Raw genomic sequence first — 16,873 nt, 5'->3', positions numbered from 1 at the left:
AGTTATAAATAGAGAGTCTTGCTCGCATTGATTGTTCAAAACTCGCCGTTGATACTGTTCATCCATAAGACTGTATGAAATTTCACAAGTTAAGGGCTTCTTGTCAAGTGTGTCGCTTTTTTTATCAGCAACTAGATCAAAGATGAGACACCGATGTTGAGGAGGCGCTAAAATTAGTCCAAACCCTAGCAATGCCAAGATTTGCTGCCATCTCTTTTTCCGTGATCCCAGCGTCTTGTTGTATGACAATTTCAAAATTGGTGTATGTTTATCACAATTTGCGAAACAGAGGGTTGCATCTGTAAGGATTATTTATTATACCCAAGCTGCTGCTGCTTCCCAACCTAACCCCCTCCGTGTAATGACTGGTTCTTCATCCGTTAAGTCTAAAATGGTAGAAACGTGATACGTGGGTTCTTCACCTGTATCTATAATAATGTCCACCAAATTATCCAAACGGTCAAATAGCTCTACCCGTGACATAATAGATTCTGAATCGACTTCAGCTATTTCGTCATCTATATGCTTTGGCGGTAAGTGTGCCGAAGTGGAAATAATCGGATTTCCTAAAGCTTCCAGCAATGCCAAACATACATGATGGTTTGGCACTCGAATCCCTGTTGTTTTTCGCTTGGGATTTTGCACCAGTCGCGGCACTAACTTGGTAGCAGGTAGCAAAAAAGTGTAGGGTCCTGGTATCAAACGCTTCATAATCCGATAGGCTGTATCACTTACGAAGGCATAAGTTGCCACATGAGAAAGCGAAGGACATAAAAATGTCAATGGTTTATCATTCGCTAACTGCTTAATTTGCCGCACTCTTTCCACCGCCGACTTGGCATTCAAATCACAACCAATGGCATAGACTGTATCAGTAGGGTAGAGCATGATAGCGCCACTAGAGAGCGCCAACTTTATATCCTCTATACGGCGGTTTTGGGGATTATCAGGATGAATTGCAAAAATTTTGGCCATGACTGGGGAAGAATTTGGGTGTGGGTTGTGGGGAGCTTTCGGAGCAGGGGAGTAGGGGAGCAGAGGAGAAAATTCTTTACCTGTTCCCTATTCCCTATTCCCTATTCCCTATTCCTACTGACAACTGACAACTGACAACTGACTAATTTATGAATAAAATTACTTATTTTCAATGTCCCACTGGAATTTCCGGTGATATGTGTCTGGGTGCTTTGGTAAGTCTAGGTGTTCCCGTAGAGTATTTAGTGGAAAAACTCAATCGTTTGGGTATTGAGCAGGAATACCAATTACGGGTAGAACTTGTCCATCGACAAACTCAGCAAGCTACTAAAATTCATGTTGATTTAGTACATCACCATCACCACGACCATCATCACCATCATCACTCTCACCATCATGGTCGTCACCTACCAGAAATAGAGGAGATGATTCTCAAAGCCAAGTTGCCATCACAAGCAGAAGCTTGGAGTTTAGCTGTATTCCGCCAGTTAGCAGTGGCAGAAGGGGCGGTACATGGCATTGAACCGGAGAAAGTTCATTTTCATGAAGTGGGCGCTGTAGACGCGATTGTAGATATTGTCGGTACTTGTTTGGGGTTAGATTGGTTGGGGATCGACAGCAATCAGGAAGGATTACCATTGATATACTGCTCACCATTTCCGACTGGTGGAGGAACTGTTCGCGCTGCACATGGTCAAATGGCTGTACCTGTACCAGCGGTGTTGAAGTTGTGGGAAATGCGAAGTTGTCCAGTTTATAGCAACGGTATTGACAGAGAACTGGTGACACCGACAGGAGCAGCGATCGCCACTACTTTAGCTAGAAGTTTTGGTTCACCACCGCCAATGACCCTCAAACAAGTGGGATTAGGTGCAGGTTCTCTCGACTTACCCATCCCCAATATACTACGGTTATGGCTAGGTGAAAGTGCAAATGAAAAGACGCATTTCACTGAATTTGCTGATACTAGCCCCCATTTAGAAACAACTTTAGAAACAATTTCTGTACTAGAAACTCAAATTGATGACTTAAATCCCCAAGCCATCGGTTATGTCTTTGATGCTTTATTTGCAGCCGGTGCGGTGGATGTTTTTACTCAACCTATAGGGATGAAAAAATCACGTCCGGGGTTTTTATTAACTGTAATTTGTCATCCAGAACATTTAGTCAGTTGTGAAGAGGTTTTATTTTGCGAAACCACTACTTTAGGAATTCGTCGAACTACTGGACAACGCAGTATTTTGCAACGGGAAATTCAACAAGTGGAAACACCTTATGGTAATGTGCGTGTTAAAGTTGCTTGGAAAGGACAAAGAACAAAACAAAGCATTACTAATGTACAACCAGAATATGAGGATTGTGCAGATTTAGCACGAAAACATAAGATTCCTTGGCGAGAAATTCAAAGATTGGCTTTACATAGTTGGTATTGTCAAACTTAACTAAAAAAGGGTGTATAGTGTAGGGGACAGACAAGTAACGAGCGATGAGTCATGAGTGGTGAGTAGAATACGAGTCAACCACTCGGTACTCGGTACTCGGTACTCTATGGTGTAGGGTGTAGGTGAAAAAGTGGGATACAAAAATGGTGGGCATTGCCCACCTGATAAACGAGAAATTAATCTTAATTAGAGTCTCTTAAATTTCGGTTGAATGCTTCTCCTGTATCTTCGGTTCTGCGTTGAATATTTTTGCCAATATCTTCACTTCCACGTTGCACATTTTTGGTTAAACCTTTGGTTGCATTTTCAACATTTTCCTGAAGATTTTCTACTCCTCGTTTAGTTCCTTTAGTTACTCCTTCTCGCAGTTCTTCGGCTGAACTTCCCACGTCTTCACCTAAGTTTTTCACTCTTTCACCAAAAGGTGTTCCTTGACGATAATTACGTACATATTCCTCCGTACTATCAATTCCTTTGCGTTCAATATTTCTTTGAGCATTTTCGATTAACTCATCTGCTCTTGCTCTGGCTGCTCTTTCTGCATCTCTCGCTCTAGGATCTACATCACTAAAGTTGTTCATCCCACCTTGATATGGAGAAATAGGATAATCTTTTGTGGGATCATATCTTTTTACATTTGGTGGTTGTCCAGCAGGTTGGGGTGGTTGTCCAGCTATACTTGGACGATTACAAGCTTGAACTAAAAATAGAAAAGTCGATGCCAAAAATACGGTTATAATTTTCATTGGACGCAGATTATGCAACCAAGTAATTACTTTTTTCATCTTTTTCTCCTTGTATTTCTGTCTGAATTAAAAAATAAAATTCTATTTGCCTACGACTGGATTTTTTTGTAATTCAGGTCTGGCACCAGCTTCATCGCCTTTCTCTTTTAAAAATCCTGAAGCTTTTTCCACTGATTCTGTTACCGTTTCAATTCGCTCTTGAATGCGAGTTTTTACATCTGGTTCACGCTGAATTAATCCACCAGGTTCAGGATGTTTAAATTCTTCTTCAGTAATAAGGGGTAATTCTGCTTCTTTCTTCACCCTACCCGCAGGCGTTTCTGCACCAGGGTAAAGTATTTTTGATTCTTGAGTAGAAGCTAGTAATATTTGTAAATTTACAGGTACACTAGCTTGATCATTTTTTTGTTTGTTGGCTTCCGTAGTTACTTTTGGGTCAGTGGACATTCGCAAATTTGTATATTTGTCATTACCACTCTTATATGGATTATTTGCTCCACCAGCTTGTACAGGAGTATTTTTAGGATTTGCACCTTGAGCATCTACTCCACTACAAGCTGTGCTAACTATCAACAATATTCCAGCTAAAAAGATAGTTAAAATCTGGCGTATTTGCAGGGTTTTACAGAAATTTATCAAATTTTTCACTTATTCCTCCTTATACATGATTACACTGCAAATTTTTGGCAAATTATTGTTATAAACAGCAAATAGCAAATATTTACCAAAAGGGTATTGCAGGTTGCAGTCAGTCAACAAATAAGTGCAACTTTTAGTTACAAAGCCTTAATTCAAGAAAATTTTACTGCTGTTCTCTGCTGTATCTTTGGCAAGATATTAACTTATTCACATTTTATTCACATCAACAACATTTACTAACTTAAAAAAAGAAAACCCAATCAACCTCTAGCGTAGGTCACATTTTACTGTTGAAAAAATTACAATTTTATCTAACTAGGGAGAGATATTATTTAATATAATAATTTTGGCAATTTAATGATTAGATTATACTCATGAAAAAAGTTTTACGCTGGTTTATTTTAGGAGTAACACTGCTTTTCGTTGGCAAAGCCTTGAAGGATAATTGGCTAGAAGTAAGTTCTATCCGTATTGACGCAGCCGGATGGGCAATTTTAGCAATTGCTACAGGTGTAACTTTACTTGCACATATTTGGGCTGGTTGGATATGGACTTGGATTTTAAAAGATTTTCATCAATCTGTATCAGCTTGTGAATTTATTCAAGTTTATTTGAAAACCAATATTTCTAAATATTTACCTGGTAATGTTTGGCATTATTACGGACGTATTCTAGCGGCTAAAAATGCTAATGTTTCTCACGGTGTTGCGACTCTCAGTGTTTTATTAGAACCTTTATTGATGGCTGCTGCGGCTTTAATTATAGTCGTTTTGTTCGGTAATCAGTTGGCTGTTAACAATAATAATTTTGGGATACAATTTTTTCAGTTGATTGGTTTATTAATTTTGCTGGCTGCTGTTCATCCTTGGTTTTTAAATCCTGTAATTGGTTTTTTATATCAGTTAAAAAATAAAGGTGTGAATAATCAATCTATCAGTGATTTCACTTTGGAACGCTATCCTCTTCGTCCTTTGTTGGGAGAATTGGTTTTTTTAGGATTGCGTGGAACTGGATTTATATTAACTATGTTTGCTCTAAGTTCGTTAAACTTGAACCAAGTTCCTTTATTATTAGGTGCTTTTAGTTTTGCTTGGGTTTTGGGGTTAGTTGTTCCTGGTGCGCCTGGAGGTTTGGGGGTTTTTGAAGCTACTGCTATAGCCATTTTACAACATCGTTTTCCTGCGGCTTTGGTAATAAGTGCGATCGCTCTTTATCGTCTCATTAGTATTTTGGCTGAAACCGCTGGTGCTGCTTTAGCTTCCCTAGATGAACGACTTGCTAATTAGATTTTGCTGAAACATTTTTATTTAGGTTTTGTTCCTAAATTCTACTTCAAACGCAGCACCATCAGCTAATAATTCAACTATTGAACCAACTTGACCACGTAATAAGTTATATTCAGGTAAATCAACTGTGAGTGCTACTATATCTAGTAACTTGGGCATACTTTTACTCATTTTTTATAACCTGCAATATTTCGTAGGTTGGGTAGAACAAAGTGAAACCCAAAACCACCCACCAGAATATTATCATTAATGTTGGGTTGTGCTTCGCTATATCATAATTAATGTTGGGTTGCGCTTCGCTTAACCCAACCTACGGGGTAAAATAAATATAATAAAATATCACTTTACTTAAAAGTTATTTACATCATGCAATATCGTCGCGCTAGGGTGGAAGGAGGAACATACTTTTTTACAGTGGTGACAGAAAAACGACAAAAAATATTATGTTTACCAAAAAATGTTTCTTGATTAAGAGATGCTTTTCGTTATGTCATGCAAAAACATCCATTTATTATAGATGCTGTTGTTATTTTACCTGATCATCTCCACTGTATTTGGACATTACCAGAAAATGATCATGATTTTTCAACTCGTTGGCGTTTGATTAAAAGTTATTTTAGTCGTAAATGTGAAACTATTGTACCAGAAAATATATCTTTATCTAGGAAAAAGAAAAAACAACGCGCAATATGGCAACATCGTTTTTGGGAACATTTAATTAGAGATGAAATAGATTTTCAAAATCATGTTGAATATATTCATTATAATCCGGTGAAACATGGTTTGGTAACAGCACCAAAAGATTGGGAATATTCAAGTTTTCATCGTGCGGTGCGTCAAGGTATTTATGACATGATGTGGGGTGCGGGTGAGGAAATTATTTTTGATGATCACATTGGTAACGAGTAGGTTGGGTTGAATGAAATGAAACCCAACATTAACATCAAAATATAAGTGTGAGGTGTTGGGTTTCGTTCCTCAACCCAACCTACAATTAATCTTGCTCATAAGTCAAGTCAAATGTTGCTCTGGTTATCATACGATTAAAATAGCGATCACTTTCATGGTGGAAGTGATCGCTATATCAAGAGATTAACTTTTCCTTAGCTATCAGGTGTTAAAATCTTGGTTATAACTTTTTCTTTAAGAGCCAACTTATTTTGTTGGATTGTTTCTAACTCTTTCTGTAGTTCAGGCAAATGTTTCTTAATTTCTTTAAGAACTGTGGTATCAGTTTCTCCTTCAGTTGCTGAACCAGCTGTAGCTAATTTTTCTGTAAATTGGCAGATTTTGCTATCAGGCTCTAAAATTGTCAGAATTGCAAAGAAACTTGCTAAATCTTGTAACTGCATATTTTGCTCCTCATTTCTGATGTGTAGAAAAATGAAATCAGTTTTTCATTAGAATACAATAGAATACTCACAAATCAACTATTTTTGAGAAAAAAAATAACAATTTTTTTACATAGGTATGAGTTATCATCCTGAATCAGTAACTCTTGGTCGTGTACCAATAGCAATTTTTACACATTAAACCTTTATCCCACAATCATACCATCTCTTATAATTGATCAAATAACTGCAAACATATCTTAGGCATGAAACTGTGACCGAAACTGGAAAATACAAAGATACCGTCAACTTACCCAAGACTAACTTCGATATGCGGGCAAACGCAATCAAGCGCGAACCCGAAATCCAAAAATTCTGGGAAGAAAACAACATTTATTCTCGCTTATCTGAAGAAAACCCCGGCGAATTATTTATACTGCACGATGGTCCTCCCTATGCTAACGGACAGTTGCATATTGGTCATGCCTTAAATAAGATTCTCAAAGATATTATTAACCGCTACCATTTGCTCCAAGGTCGTAAAATTCGTTACGTTCCTGGCTGGGATTGTCACGGATTGCCCATTGAGTTGAAAGTTCTGCAAAATATGAAACAGGCAGAACGGCAAAATCTCACACCTTTGCAATTGCGACAAAAAGCGAAAGAGTTCGCATTAAAAACCGTAGACGAACAACGAGAAAGCTTTAAACGCTATGGGATTTGGGGTGATTGGGAAAATCCTTATTTAACCCTCAAACCAGAATACGAAGCCGCGCAAATTGGCGTATTTGGGGAAATGTTCTTCAAAGGTTATATTTATCGCGGTTTAAAGCCTGTGCATTGGAGTCCTAGTTCTAAAACCGCTTTGGCAGAAGCTGAGTTAGAGTATCCTGAAGGCCACGTTTCTCGAAGTATTTACGCGGCTTTTCCGGTGCAAAAGGTTGCAGAAGGGTTAAAAGCTAGTTTGGATGGCTTCTTGCCTGATTTGGGCGTGGCTGTGTGGACAACTACTCCCTGGACGATACCGGGTAATTTGGCGGTGGCTGTGAATGGTGCGTTGGAATATGCTGTTGTGGAGGTTTCGCGTCCAGATGCAGAGACGCAAAGAGGATGCAAGTATCTGATTGTTGCGGCTGAGTTGGTGGAAAGGTTGACTGCGGTTTTGGATTGTGAGTTAACGGTAAAAGCCAAATTCTCTGGTCAGGATTTGGAAGGTACTACTTACCGTCATCCGCTGTTTGACCGTGAAAGTCCGGTGGTGGTTGGAGGTGATTATATCACTACTGATTCGGGTACTGGGTTGGTGCATACTGCCCCTGGTCATGGTCAAGAGGACTATATTGTGGGGCAGCGTTACGGTTTGCCGATTCTTGCGCCTGTTGATGATAGTGGTAATTTTACGGATGAAGCTGGTAAGTTTTCAGGCTTAAATGTGTTGAGCGATGGTAATCAAGCGATTATTGACGCTTTGAATGAGGTCGGTTCTCTGTTGAAGGAGGAAGCTTATCCTCACAAGTATCCTTATGATTGGAGAACGAAAAAACCAACGATTTTCCGCGCTACTGAACAATGGTTTGCTTCTGTGGCTGGTTTTCGGGAAGATGCTTTAAAAGCGATTTCATCTGTGCGTTGGATTCCCGCACAAGGTGAGAATAGAATTACACCGATGGTTGCAGAACGTTCTGACTGGTGTATTTCTCGTCAGCGGACTTGGGGTGTTCCCATTCCTGTGTTCTATGATGAGGAAACGGGGGAAGCTTTGCTGAATGCAGATACCATTAACCACATCCAAGCTATCTTTGCAGAGAAGGGTTCTGATGCTTGGTGGGAGTTGTCGGTGTCGGAGTTACTACCAGAACCATACCGAAATAATGGCAAGACTTACCGCAGAGGTACGGATACAATGGATGTCTGGTTTGATTCTGGTTCTTCTTGGGCAGCGGTAGCCAAGCAAAGACCGGAGTTATGCTATCCTGTGGATATGTATTTGGAAGGTTCTGACCAACACCGGGGATGGTTTCAATCTTCTTTGTTAACTAGTGTTGCGGTTAATGGTATTGCACCTTATAAAACGGTTTTAACTCACGGTTTTGTGTTAGATGAACAAGGCCGCAAAATGAGTAAATCTGTGGGAAATGTGGTTGATCCGCAAATCATTATTAATGGTGGAAAAGATCAGAAAAAAGAACCCGCTTATGGTTCGGATGTTTTGCGGTTGTGGGTTTCTTCGGTTGATTATTCTGGTGATGTGCGTCTGGGAAGCAACATCATTAAACAACTCGCTGATGTGAGGAATAAAATCCGCAATACTGCACGGTTTTTGTTGGGTAGTTTGCATGATTTTGATCCTCAAAAGGATGCTGTAGCTTTTGCAGATTTGCCAGATTTGGATAAGTATATGCTGCACCGCATTCGTGAGGTGTTTAATGAGGTGACGGAGGCTTTTGATAGTTTCCAGTTTTTCCGCTTTTTCCAAACTGTGCAGAATTTCTGTGTTGTTGATTTGTCGAACTTTTATTTAGATGTTGCGAAAGATAGATTATATATCAGTGCTGCTGATGCTTTCCGTCGTCGCAGTTGTCAAACAGTTTTGCAAATTGCATTGGAGAATTTAGCGAGAGCGATCGCACCAGTTTTGTGTCATACTGCTGAAGATATCTGGCAATTTATCCCCTACAAAACATCCTATAAATCAGTATTTGAAGCTGGTTGGGTGCAGTTGGAGAAAAAATGGACATATCCAGAAGATGATGAAGAAGCTAGAAAAACTCTTCTGCGAATTGATACCTGGGAAAAACTGCGGCAACTTCGCACCGATGTTAACAAGGTGTTAGAACAGGCTAGGGTTGAAAAATTGATTGGTTCTTCCCTAGAATCGAAAGTGTTGATTTATGTCAGACCGACATTAAGTGATTCTACCTTTGGAAGCCAAAAATTTAATGAAGCTATCAAAGATTTCAATCCTGAAAAGGGAAATGGTGTGGATGAGTTGCGATATTTATTATTAGCATCTCAGGTGGAAATAGTAGATGATGCTGCAAAAATTTCTGAGTTGAAATATACCGCAACCACAGAAGATTGGACAATTGGAGTAGTGAATGCAGACGGTGAAAAATGCGATCGCTGTTGGAATTATTCTACCCATGTTGGTGAATCTGAAGAACATCCTTTACTGTGTGAACGTTGCGTTCCCGCATTAGCTGGGGAATTTTAAAATCATGTAGGGGTTTAGCAATGCTAAACCCTTTGTCGATTATACATAGTATGAAAATCAAAACTATGAATACACAAACAACCGTAGTTACAGAAATCTTACCAATAGTTCTGAAAATGCAACCAAACATCATCATGAATGATGAGCAATTTTTTGATTTCTGTCAATTAAACCGTGATTTTAGAATTGAACGTAACCCTCTTGGAGATTTATTAATTATGTCACCTAGCGGGTCAGAAACAGATGAACGCAATTTTAATTTAACTGGTCAATTATGGATATGGACAAAGCAAGATGCTACAGGTGTAGGTTTTGGTTCTAGCGGTGGTTTTACCTTACCTAATGGTGCGGTACGTTCTCCTGATGCAGCATGGATACAAAAGGAAAGATGGGAAGCAATACCCGCAGAACAAAGAAAGAAATTCGCGCCAATTTGTCCTGATTTTGTCGTGGAATTGCGTTCAGAAACAGATAGCTTAAAAACACTACAAGAAAAAATGGAAGAATATATAGAAAATGGTGTGAAATTAGCTTGGTTAATTGATAGAAAACAACGTAAAGTATATATTTATCGTCCTGGTCAAGTTGTGGAAGAATTAGATCATCCACAAACATTAAATGGTAAGGATATTTTACCAGAATTTATTTTAGATTTAAGTCAAATATGGTAATTAATATTCCCTTTGAATAGGAATTTGAATGACAAACTTAGTTCCTTCTCCAACTTTGGTAAAACACTCTATTTTACCTCCATGCTTTTCGGTAATTATATGATAACTAATAGACATACCCAAACCTGTGCCTTTACCAACAGGTTTAGTGGTAAAGAAAGGGTCAAAAATCCGTTTTTTTGCTTCTTCCTTAATACCTATACCATTATCAGTAATAGAAATTTCTACTAATTTTTTTTCTCTAATTAATGTTTTAATAATGATTGTCAAAGGATTGTTTTGCATTTCTTGATATGTCCTTTGAGTCGCAACTTCTTCTAAGGCATCAATAGCATTTGCTAAAATGTTCATTAATACCTGATTTAGTAAACCTGGATAACATTCCACTTCTGGCAATTTTCCATAATCTCGAACTATTTTTATAGCTGGATGTGTAGGTATGGCTTTTAAACGGTGCTGCAAAATTAATAATGTGCTGTCAATCCCTGTATGAATATCTACTGCTTTAAATTCAGATTCATCTGTGCGAGAAAAGTTTCTTAATGATAAGACAATTTGGCGAATCCGATCCGTTCCTATTTTCATAGAAGCAAGGATTTTGAGTAGATCATTGTGCATAAATTCTAGGTCTACTTCCTCAGATTTTCTTTTAATTTCTGGAATAGGTTGAGGGCAGTTTTTTTGATAAAGTTCCAAAAAATCAAGTATTGTTTGGGCGTATTCTTCGATATGAATTAAGTTACCTTGAATAAAGTTAATTGGGTTATTAATTTCATGGGCAACTCCCGCTACCAGTTGTCCTAAGGTTGCCATTTTTTCGGATTGTATCAACTGGAATTGTGACTGTTGCATTTTCAGCATTGCTGCTTTTAATTCTGCTGTACGCTGGTTAACTTGATCTTCTAAATGCTGGTTAAGATGGTATAATCGTAAATGAGTTTTGACACGAGCAATGAGTTCTGCTTCGTGAAAAGGTTTGGTAATATAATCAACTGCACCCAAGTTAAGTCCAGTAATTTTATCTGTACTCTCAGAAAGAGAAGTCATGAAAATCACGGGAATATGTTTAGTAATATCAGAAGCTTTAAGACGACGACAGGTTTCAAATCCATCAATACCAGGCATCATGATATCTAATAATATTAATCCCGGTAAAGTGCGTTCTGCTTGTTTGATAGCACGTTCTCCATCTTTAGCGATCGCTACTTCAAATCCCGCATCAGCTAAAGCTTCAGATATTACTTCTAAATTTGCTGTAGTATCATCTACCACTAGAATTAAATTACTGTCTTTTATCATCATATCTGTTAGGCCAGGGAATAGGCAAGCAAGAGGAATATAGAATATTCAAGTATAATCAGGGAAAATAGAAAAAAATATAATTCAGATATAATTCCTATATTCTCATTTAAGAATTCACCATCTAAAATCTCAAAGGGGGAAAAGCTACAAATTTTATTTATCTGTTAATTCCATAATAGATTCTAACAGAAAAGACTCAATAGTTTCTACCTGAAATTTCTGAATTAGTTCTAGAATATAGTTAATAAAACAATTATATTTTTGGTCTTTTTTTTGGATAATATGAACAAGTTCTGTCAGTTTTTGTAACCTTCCCTCCTGAATCAATTGTAGCATTTGCATTAAATCATCTTGTTCAGGTATCACCATTGATACGCCATGATTTTTATGTTCATTATTTTCTGGTAAAAATGATTTATAATTGAGATTATTATCAGTTCCTTCATAGATCCAGGTAATTTCTAAATGTTTTTGTAAAAGCTTAAATAATTCATCTGACTCTACTGGCTTGGACAGAAAATCATCTCCACCAGCCTCTAAACTTTTTTGCTGATCCCTGTCTGCAACTGAGGCAGAAGAAACAATCACAGGGATAGTCTTAAATAATTCTAACTGTCTCAGTTTAGTTAAAAATTCATATCCATTCATTACAGGCATCAAGATATCTGTAATAATTAAATTTGGTAACATTTCAGTAGCTTTAGTTAATCCTACTTCTCCATTTTCTGCTTCCCAAATTTCAAAATTAAGGGATTCTAACAGGTTACAAATTACAGAGCGATTTTCCCATTTATCATCAACTACTAAAATTTTTTGTTTTTCTCCCTCATATCCTATCAATTGTTTTCCATTAGCTTTCATCGCTGTCTGTTGCCAATCTGCGGCTAGAGGTAAATCTACTTCAAAAACAAAGGTACTGCCAACTCCTAACTGACTTTCTACCTTGATTTCGCTACCCATTAAACTAATAATGTTATGACTAATAGCTAGTCCTAGTCCAGTTCCTTCTGCTTGTCTTTTGGCATCACTAACTTGCTCAAAAGGGAGGAAAATTTTAGCTAAATATTCTGGACTAATACCAATGCCAGTATCAGTAATCTGAAAACGTAGTTTAGTCCTACCCACTGTTTCTGGTTGATCTACTAATTTATCTACTTTAAATGTCACAGTTCCCTGGTCAGTAAACTTGATAGCGTTTCCCAACAAATTAATTAAAACTTGTCGCAATCGCTGATCATCAACTTCAACACCTGTGGGCAAATTCTGATCTGGATGATAGATAAAATCAATACCTTTTTGTTCAGCCCGAATCCGTAAAATTTCCGAAATTCCTTGTAAAAATGAAGGAAGATGAATAGCTTGGTGTTGTAATGTTAATTTACGAGCTTCAATTTTAGATAAATCCAGAATATCATTAATTAGTGTCAACAAATGAGAGCCACATTGATGAATAATGTTGATACCTTTGCGTTCTTTTTCTCCCAAATTTGGGTAACGATTGAGAATTTGAGTATAGCCAAGAATACCATTTAAAGGTGTACGAAGTTCATGGCTCATATTTGCTAAAAACTCACTTTTAGCCTTGTTGGCTATGTCTGCTGCTTGGCGTTTTTGTTCTAGAGAAGTATAAGATTCTGCTAATTTAGCTGCCATTTGATTAAAAGCTAAGGCTAATTCTTCAATTTCATCACCAGTATCAATCTTTAACCTATAGTCTAAATCACCTGATCCTAGTTGGTTTGCACCAATTTGCAGTGTTTGAATAGAACGAATAACTGGCAGTAGAGTTAGTCCAAATTGGGCAATAAAAATTAATAAGACTAACCCAATTAAAATATAGACGCATACAGTAGCAATTTGTTTAAATTGCTCGGCTTTATGATTAGTAATTTTATCTTGTTCTTCTACTTCTTTAACTAGTGCATTTAAAAATAACTTGATGTCATCTTGAAATGAGTTTATGGCTTTTACATCTTGCTGGGTTTGAGCAAGTGAAGAAGATTGAGCTTGATATTTTAATTCCTTACCTAGACGGATCAAAAACTGATACCGACGACGCACAACATGGGGTTGTTTTGCTTGTGGCATTAGCTGTTCTAGTTCTTGTAAGTTGTTTAAAAATACAGATATTATCTGTTCATATTTCTCTATATCTGCTGAATTACGATTGAGTAAGAGATAGTCTTTAAGTGCAGAAGTCTGTTCTTCTAGGGATAGCTTGAGAATTTGGGTTTTACGGACAGCCTCATGAGTTTTTTCGCGGCTTTGCTCAACTGATTTTTCAATTGTTTTGATGGTGACTGTACTACCTCCCAACAAAACAATTACTAATCCTATAGCAGTCAAAGTTGAACCAATAAACTTTGTTAAAATCTTCATTTGGCTGGTATTTGTACTGATTTCATTTGTTGATAAATCTGTCGAATTTGCTCAAAATCTGCGTCTTTAGCTAAAGTGTAACCAGCAGATTTAGTCCCACTCACATCAACAACACCAACAGGGGCATCAATTAAAGCTTCTCGCAGTTGGCTTAAGGCTGCTGGTGAGAATTTTTTGACGTTAATAACTATTGGTGCGGTGGGAATAGGATAAGATTCCCAAATGATTTTATAATTTGTGGTGGGTAATTTTCCTGCTTTTTGACTCCGTAAAAAAGAAGCTTTATCATCAGCGATCGCATCTACTACTCCATTTACCAAATCTGTTTCTGCTTGATCATGACTGCCAGAATAACGAATGCCGCTAAAGTTCCTTGTAGGATCAATTCCCTGAGCTTTCATAGCTTGCATTGGCATTAAAAAGCCAGATGTTGAAGATGGACTAACAAAACCGAATCTTTTTCCTTTTAAATCTTTCAGGGACTTGATTCCTTGGGCTGAGTTCGCAACAATTACAGCAGTGTACCAAGGTCTTCCTGTGATTTGGTCAATAGGTAAAACCAGTGGATGAATATTAGGATTACGTTCCTGACATTTGATGTATGTTAAAGGTGCTAGATAACCCATATCAACTTGTTCTGTCGCTAGTAAATCTACTGCATCTTCATAACTTTTTGTAATTTGAAAAATGATTGGCTGTTTGATGGTTTTTTGTAAATAGTTTGCTAATGGTTGTAGTTTCGTTTTTTGCTCTTCAACGCTTTGCCAAGGGATTACTGCTACTCGTAAACTTTTTTTAACTACAGGTTCACTGGTTGATTTTGTGATTGTGCTGGCATGATCATCAGTGGTAGGTGTACAACCGATGGTAATTGCACTAATACAAAACAGTGAAGCGAAATTCAACCATGTTGTGATTAGACAATGGGGTTGTTGCCCAAGTAGCCATTTCATCATGTTAATTTTGCCTTCAAAATGCCTGAGTGGTAAGTATTCAGCAGTCAATAATCAGTAAATGGCTACACTATGCTACGCAGTAAGCGCAGCTATGCCCGCAGTGCTTTACAGCTATGATCTGAAATTTATGATCATTTTTATCGAGCAATCAGTCTCCCTTAAAAATCCTTTAAACTTAGCCTGAGAACTATTTTTAGCTGACTGCTGACTGCTGAAAGCTGCTTTATTATTATATCTATGCTACAGTTTATGAAAAAATAATAAGATCTTCTTAAAAAAAATTATATTCAGTACAGATAAATCCAGAATGGGAAAAGAAAAATTGAGTATCACCCTAAAGATGGCATTATTAGCCCATTAGGCATAAAATAGATAGTTTTTCACCCCTAATTATACCCTGACTGCTCAGAAGCATTCAAAAAATTGCCAGTTTTGCACCAGAATCATCATGAAATATTTGCACCGTCCTGATTTATATAGCTGGTCTTGTTTCAACCCAACTAGAAATATTGATTTTAATGGGTTTGCCTGGATTCGACCAGAGGGGAATATCTTGATTGATCCCGTAGCCTTATCAAACCATGATTGGAATCATCTAGAATCCCTAGGAGGAGTGCTTTGGATTGTATTGACAAACTCCGATCATCTGCGGTCAGCTAGGGAAATTGCCAATCAAACATACTCGAAAATTGCTGGGCCTTTAGCAGAAAAGGAATCTTTCCCGATTGTGTGCGATCGCTGGTTAAGTGATGGTGAAGAATTAGTCCCAGGACTAAAGGTGATAGAAATGCAAGGTTCTAAAACTCCCGGTGAGTTGGCCTTGTTATTGGAGGAAACCACATTAATTACCGGGGATTTAGTGCGATCGCACAAAGCCGGGACTTTAAATATGTTGCCAGATGAAAAGCTGTTAAATCGAGAACAGGCTGTAGCTTCCGTTCGTCGCTTGGCAAGTTTGGAGAAAGTGGAAGCAGTGTTAGTAGGTGATGGTTGGTCTATTTTTCGTGATGGGAGCGATCGGTTGCAGGAGTTGGTGGGGAGTTTGGGGTAAAAAAATACTATGGCTAACTATGGCTAAAAGCAAAAAAATAGCCTTTGGTTGGTATGGTGGCAAATACAATTATTTTGATTGGCTGTTACCATTGCTACTACTACAACCTTGGCATTTTAATAACTGCATGGCTATATTTGGCGAATATATTTGCTAATTTAACTGATTCCAAGGGTCTTGTTGATTAAAATTTATACAAATATATTCAGTCACAATAATATTAAAAACTATAGCTAATTTACACATATCTTTAATATAAATGGTGACATCACGGGGAGTGGGCTTAACTCCTGCATTTCCATGTGCTATGGGATGACGCTTGCCAACCACATTATCTAAACTTGACTTTAATATTGAAGTCCCAGCTTTCTGTTCTACAAGATTCCATATATTATCAATGCCAACTGAACGGAAAAGTTTTTCTACTTCTCCACTACCAGGTGAGGCAAATCCTTTTATATGTAAATCTAAATTAAAACTTCCGCCTTTACATAACTGATTATCATCAACAAAAATATTTACGGAAATGTCCTTGATGTGATTCAATTTCTTCTGACTTGGTGCATTTTTTAAACCTTCTGGATCTTTCCATATTTGAATAACTCGTAAATTGACTGGAAGCTCAGATATACGAGTTTGATTTATTTCATGAAATTGAAGAATATCTTCAATTAATTTTTCAAAAAAACCTTCCATGTGACTACAAAGTAGCAAGAGAGAAGCACGACAAATACTTTCCTCCACTGTCAGTTGTCTACCTGTAGGTGGTTGATTTGAGTTACCGCGAATTGTTACTTTATTACAAAGGTTTAACAAACTACTGACTTCATGAAGACGCTGCCAAAAATCTTTTAAGGCAGGGGAAGGTTGAATTGTCATAA

14 protein-coding genes and 2 pseudogenes are annotated in these 16,873 nt (G+C 37.5%); 7 read left to right on the top strand and 9 right to left on the bottom strand.

Features of this window, described 5'->3' with window-relative positions; genetic code table 11:
- Window positions 1–315: 315 nt before the first annotated feature.
- Window positions 316–975: an L-threonylcarbamoyladenylate synthase gene (locus A0J48_RS01510; protein WP_200319653.1), complete on the bottom strand. Its 660-nt coding sequence runs from the start codon at window positions 973–975 to the stop codon at window positions 316–318.
- Window positions 976–1,124: 149 nt separating this feature from the next.
- Between A0J48_RS01510 and larC the strand changes: the two genes are divergently transcribed.
- Window positions 1,125–2,417, top strand: coding sequence for a nickel pincer cofactor biosynthesis protein LarC (gene larC, locus A0J48_RS01505; protein WP_200319652.1), 1,293 nt, complete (start codon window positions 1,125–1,127; stop codon window positions 2,415–2,417).
- A gap of 182 nt (window positions 2,418–2,599) precedes the next feature.
- Here larC and A0J48_RS01500 read toward each other — a convergent pair whose 3' ends face one another.
- The gene (locus A0J48_RS01500) at window positions 2,600–3,202 is read right to left on the bottom strand and encodes a hypothetical protein (protein WP_200319650.1); all 603 of its coding nucleotides are present in this window, start codon (window positions 3,200–3,202) and stop codon (window positions 2,600–2,602) included.
- A gap of 42 nt (window positions 3,203–3,244) precedes the next feature.
- On the bottom strand, window positions 3,245–3,811 hold the full coding sequence (locus A0J48_RS01495; protein ID WP_200319648.1) for a DUF6658 family protein: 567 nt from the start codon (window positions 3,809–3,811) through the stop codon (window positions 3,245–3,247).
- 365 nt (window positions 3,812–4,176) lie between these two features.
- Between A0J48_RS01495 and A0J48_RS01490 the strand changes: the two genes are divergently transcribed.
- Window positions 4,177–5,088 carry a lysylphosphatidylglycerol synthase domain-containing protein gene (locus A0J48_RS01490; RefSeq protein WP_200319646.1) on the top strand — a complete coding sequence of 304 codons (912 nt, stop codon included), beginning with the start codon at window positions 4,177–4,179 and terminating at the stop codon, window positions 5,086–5,088.
- A gap of 27 nt (window positions 5,089–5,115) precedes the next feature.
- On the opposite strand, the pseudogene A0J48_RS01485 reads toward A0J48_RS01490, so the two are convergent.
- Window positions 5,116–5,259, bottom strand: a pseudogene (locus tag A0J48_RS01485) (DUF4926 domain-containing protein); the annotation flags it as partial.
- Window positions 5,260–5,454: 195 nt separating this feature from the next.
- On the opposite strand from A0J48_RS01485, the pseudogene A0J48_RS01480 reads away from it, so the two are divergent.
- A pseudogene (locus A0J48_RS01480) lies at window positions 5,455–5,997 on the top strand (REP-associated tyrosine transposase).
- 194 nt (window positions 5,998–6,191) lie between these two features.
- On the opposite strand, the gene A0J48_RS01475 reads toward A0J48_RS01480, so the two are convergent.
- Entirely contained in the window at window positions 6,192–6,440 is a 249-nt protein-coding gene (locus A0J48_RS01475) for a hypothetical protein (RefSeq protein WP_200319642.1), read from the bottom strand.
- Window positions 6,441–6,693: 253 nt separating this feature from the next.
- Here A0J48_RS01475 and ileS point away from each other — a divergent pair, with 253 nt between their 5' ends.
- On the top strand, window positions 6,694–9,633 hold the full coding sequence (gene ileS / locus A0J48_RS01470) for an isoleucine--tRNA ligase (protein ID WP_200319640.1): 2,940 nt from the start codon (window positions 6,694–6,696) through the stop codon (window positions 9,631–9,633).
- A 65-nt stretch (window positions 9,634–9,698) separates the two neighbouring features.
- Window positions 9,699–10,304 (top strand): Uma2 family endonuclease, encoded by a 606-nt coding sequence (locus A0J48_RS01465; RefSeq protein ID WP_200319638.1) that lies wholly within the window; start codon window positions 9,699–9,701, stop codon window positions 10,302–10,304.
- Here the strand turns inward: A0J48_RS01465 and A0J48_RS01460 are convergent, their stop codons facing one another.
- The 3 genes from A0J48_RS01460 to phnD form a co-directional block, all read right to left on the bottom strand.
- Window positions 10,305–11,606 carry a hybrid sensor histidine kinase/response regulator gene (locus A0J48_RS01460; RefSeq protein WP_234300657.1) on the bottom strand — a complete coding sequence of 434 codons (1,302 nt, stop codon included), beginning with the start codon at window positions 11,604–11,606 and terminating at the stop codon, window positions 10,305–10,307.
- A 153-nt stretch (window positions 11,607–11,759) separates the two neighbouring features.
- Window positions 11,760–13,985 (bottom strand): ATP-binding protein, encoded by a 2,226-nt coding sequence (locus tag A0J48_RS01455; protein WP_200319636.1) that lies wholly within the window; start codon window positions 13,983–13,985, stop codon window positions 11,760–11,762.
- Window positions 13,982–14,941: a phosphate/phosphite/phosphonate ABC transporter substrate-binding protein gene (gene phnD / locus A0J48_RS01450; RefSeq protein ID WP_234300656.1), complete on the bottom strand. Its 960-nt coding sequence runs from the start codon at window positions 14,939–14,941 to the stop codon at window positions 13,982–13,984. The genes A0J48_RS01455 and phnD overlap by 4 nt, the downstream gene beginning before the upstream one ends.
- A gap of 448 nt (window positions 14,942–15,389) precedes the next feature.
- Here phnD and A0J48_RS01445 point away from each other — a divergent pair, with 448 nt between their 5' ends.
- Window positions 15,390–15,992 carry an MBL fold metallo-hydrolase gene (locus tag A0J48_RS01445; protein WP_200319634.1) on the top strand — a complete coding sequence of 201 codons (603 nt, stop codon included), beginning with the start codon at window positions 15,390–15,392 and terminating at the stop codon, window positions 15,990–15,992.
- Between the two features lie 19 nt (window positions 15,993–16,011).
- Window positions 16,012–16,149 (top strand): hypothetical protein, encoded by a 138-nt coding sequence (locus A0J48_RS01440; RefSeq protein WP_200319632.1) that lies wholly within the window; start codon window positions 16,012–16,014, stop codon window positions 16,147–16,149.
- Here A0J48_RS01440 and A0J48_RS01435 read toward each other — a convergent pair.
- Window positions 16,146–16,871 (bottom strand): MAE_28990/MAE_18760 family HEPN-like nuclease, encoded by a 726-nt coding sequence (locus tag A0J48_RS01435; RefSeq protein WP_200319631.1) that lies wholly within the window; start codon window positions 16,869–16,871, stop codon window positions 16,146–16,148. The genes A0J48_RS01440 and A0J48_RS01435 overlap by 4 nt on opposite strands.
- Window positions 16,872–16,873 lie beyond the last annotated feature (2 nt).

The sequence above is a fragment of the Sphaerospermopsis aphanizomenoides BCCUSP55 genome, assembly GCF_001586785.1.
Taxonomy (GTDB): domain Bacteria; phylum Cyanobacteriota; class Cyanobacteriia; order Cyanobacteriales; family Nostocaceae; genus Sphaerospermopsis_A; species Sphaerospermopsis_A aphanizomenoides_A.
This window is presented reverse-complemented; position numbering and strand designations above follow the sequence as displayed.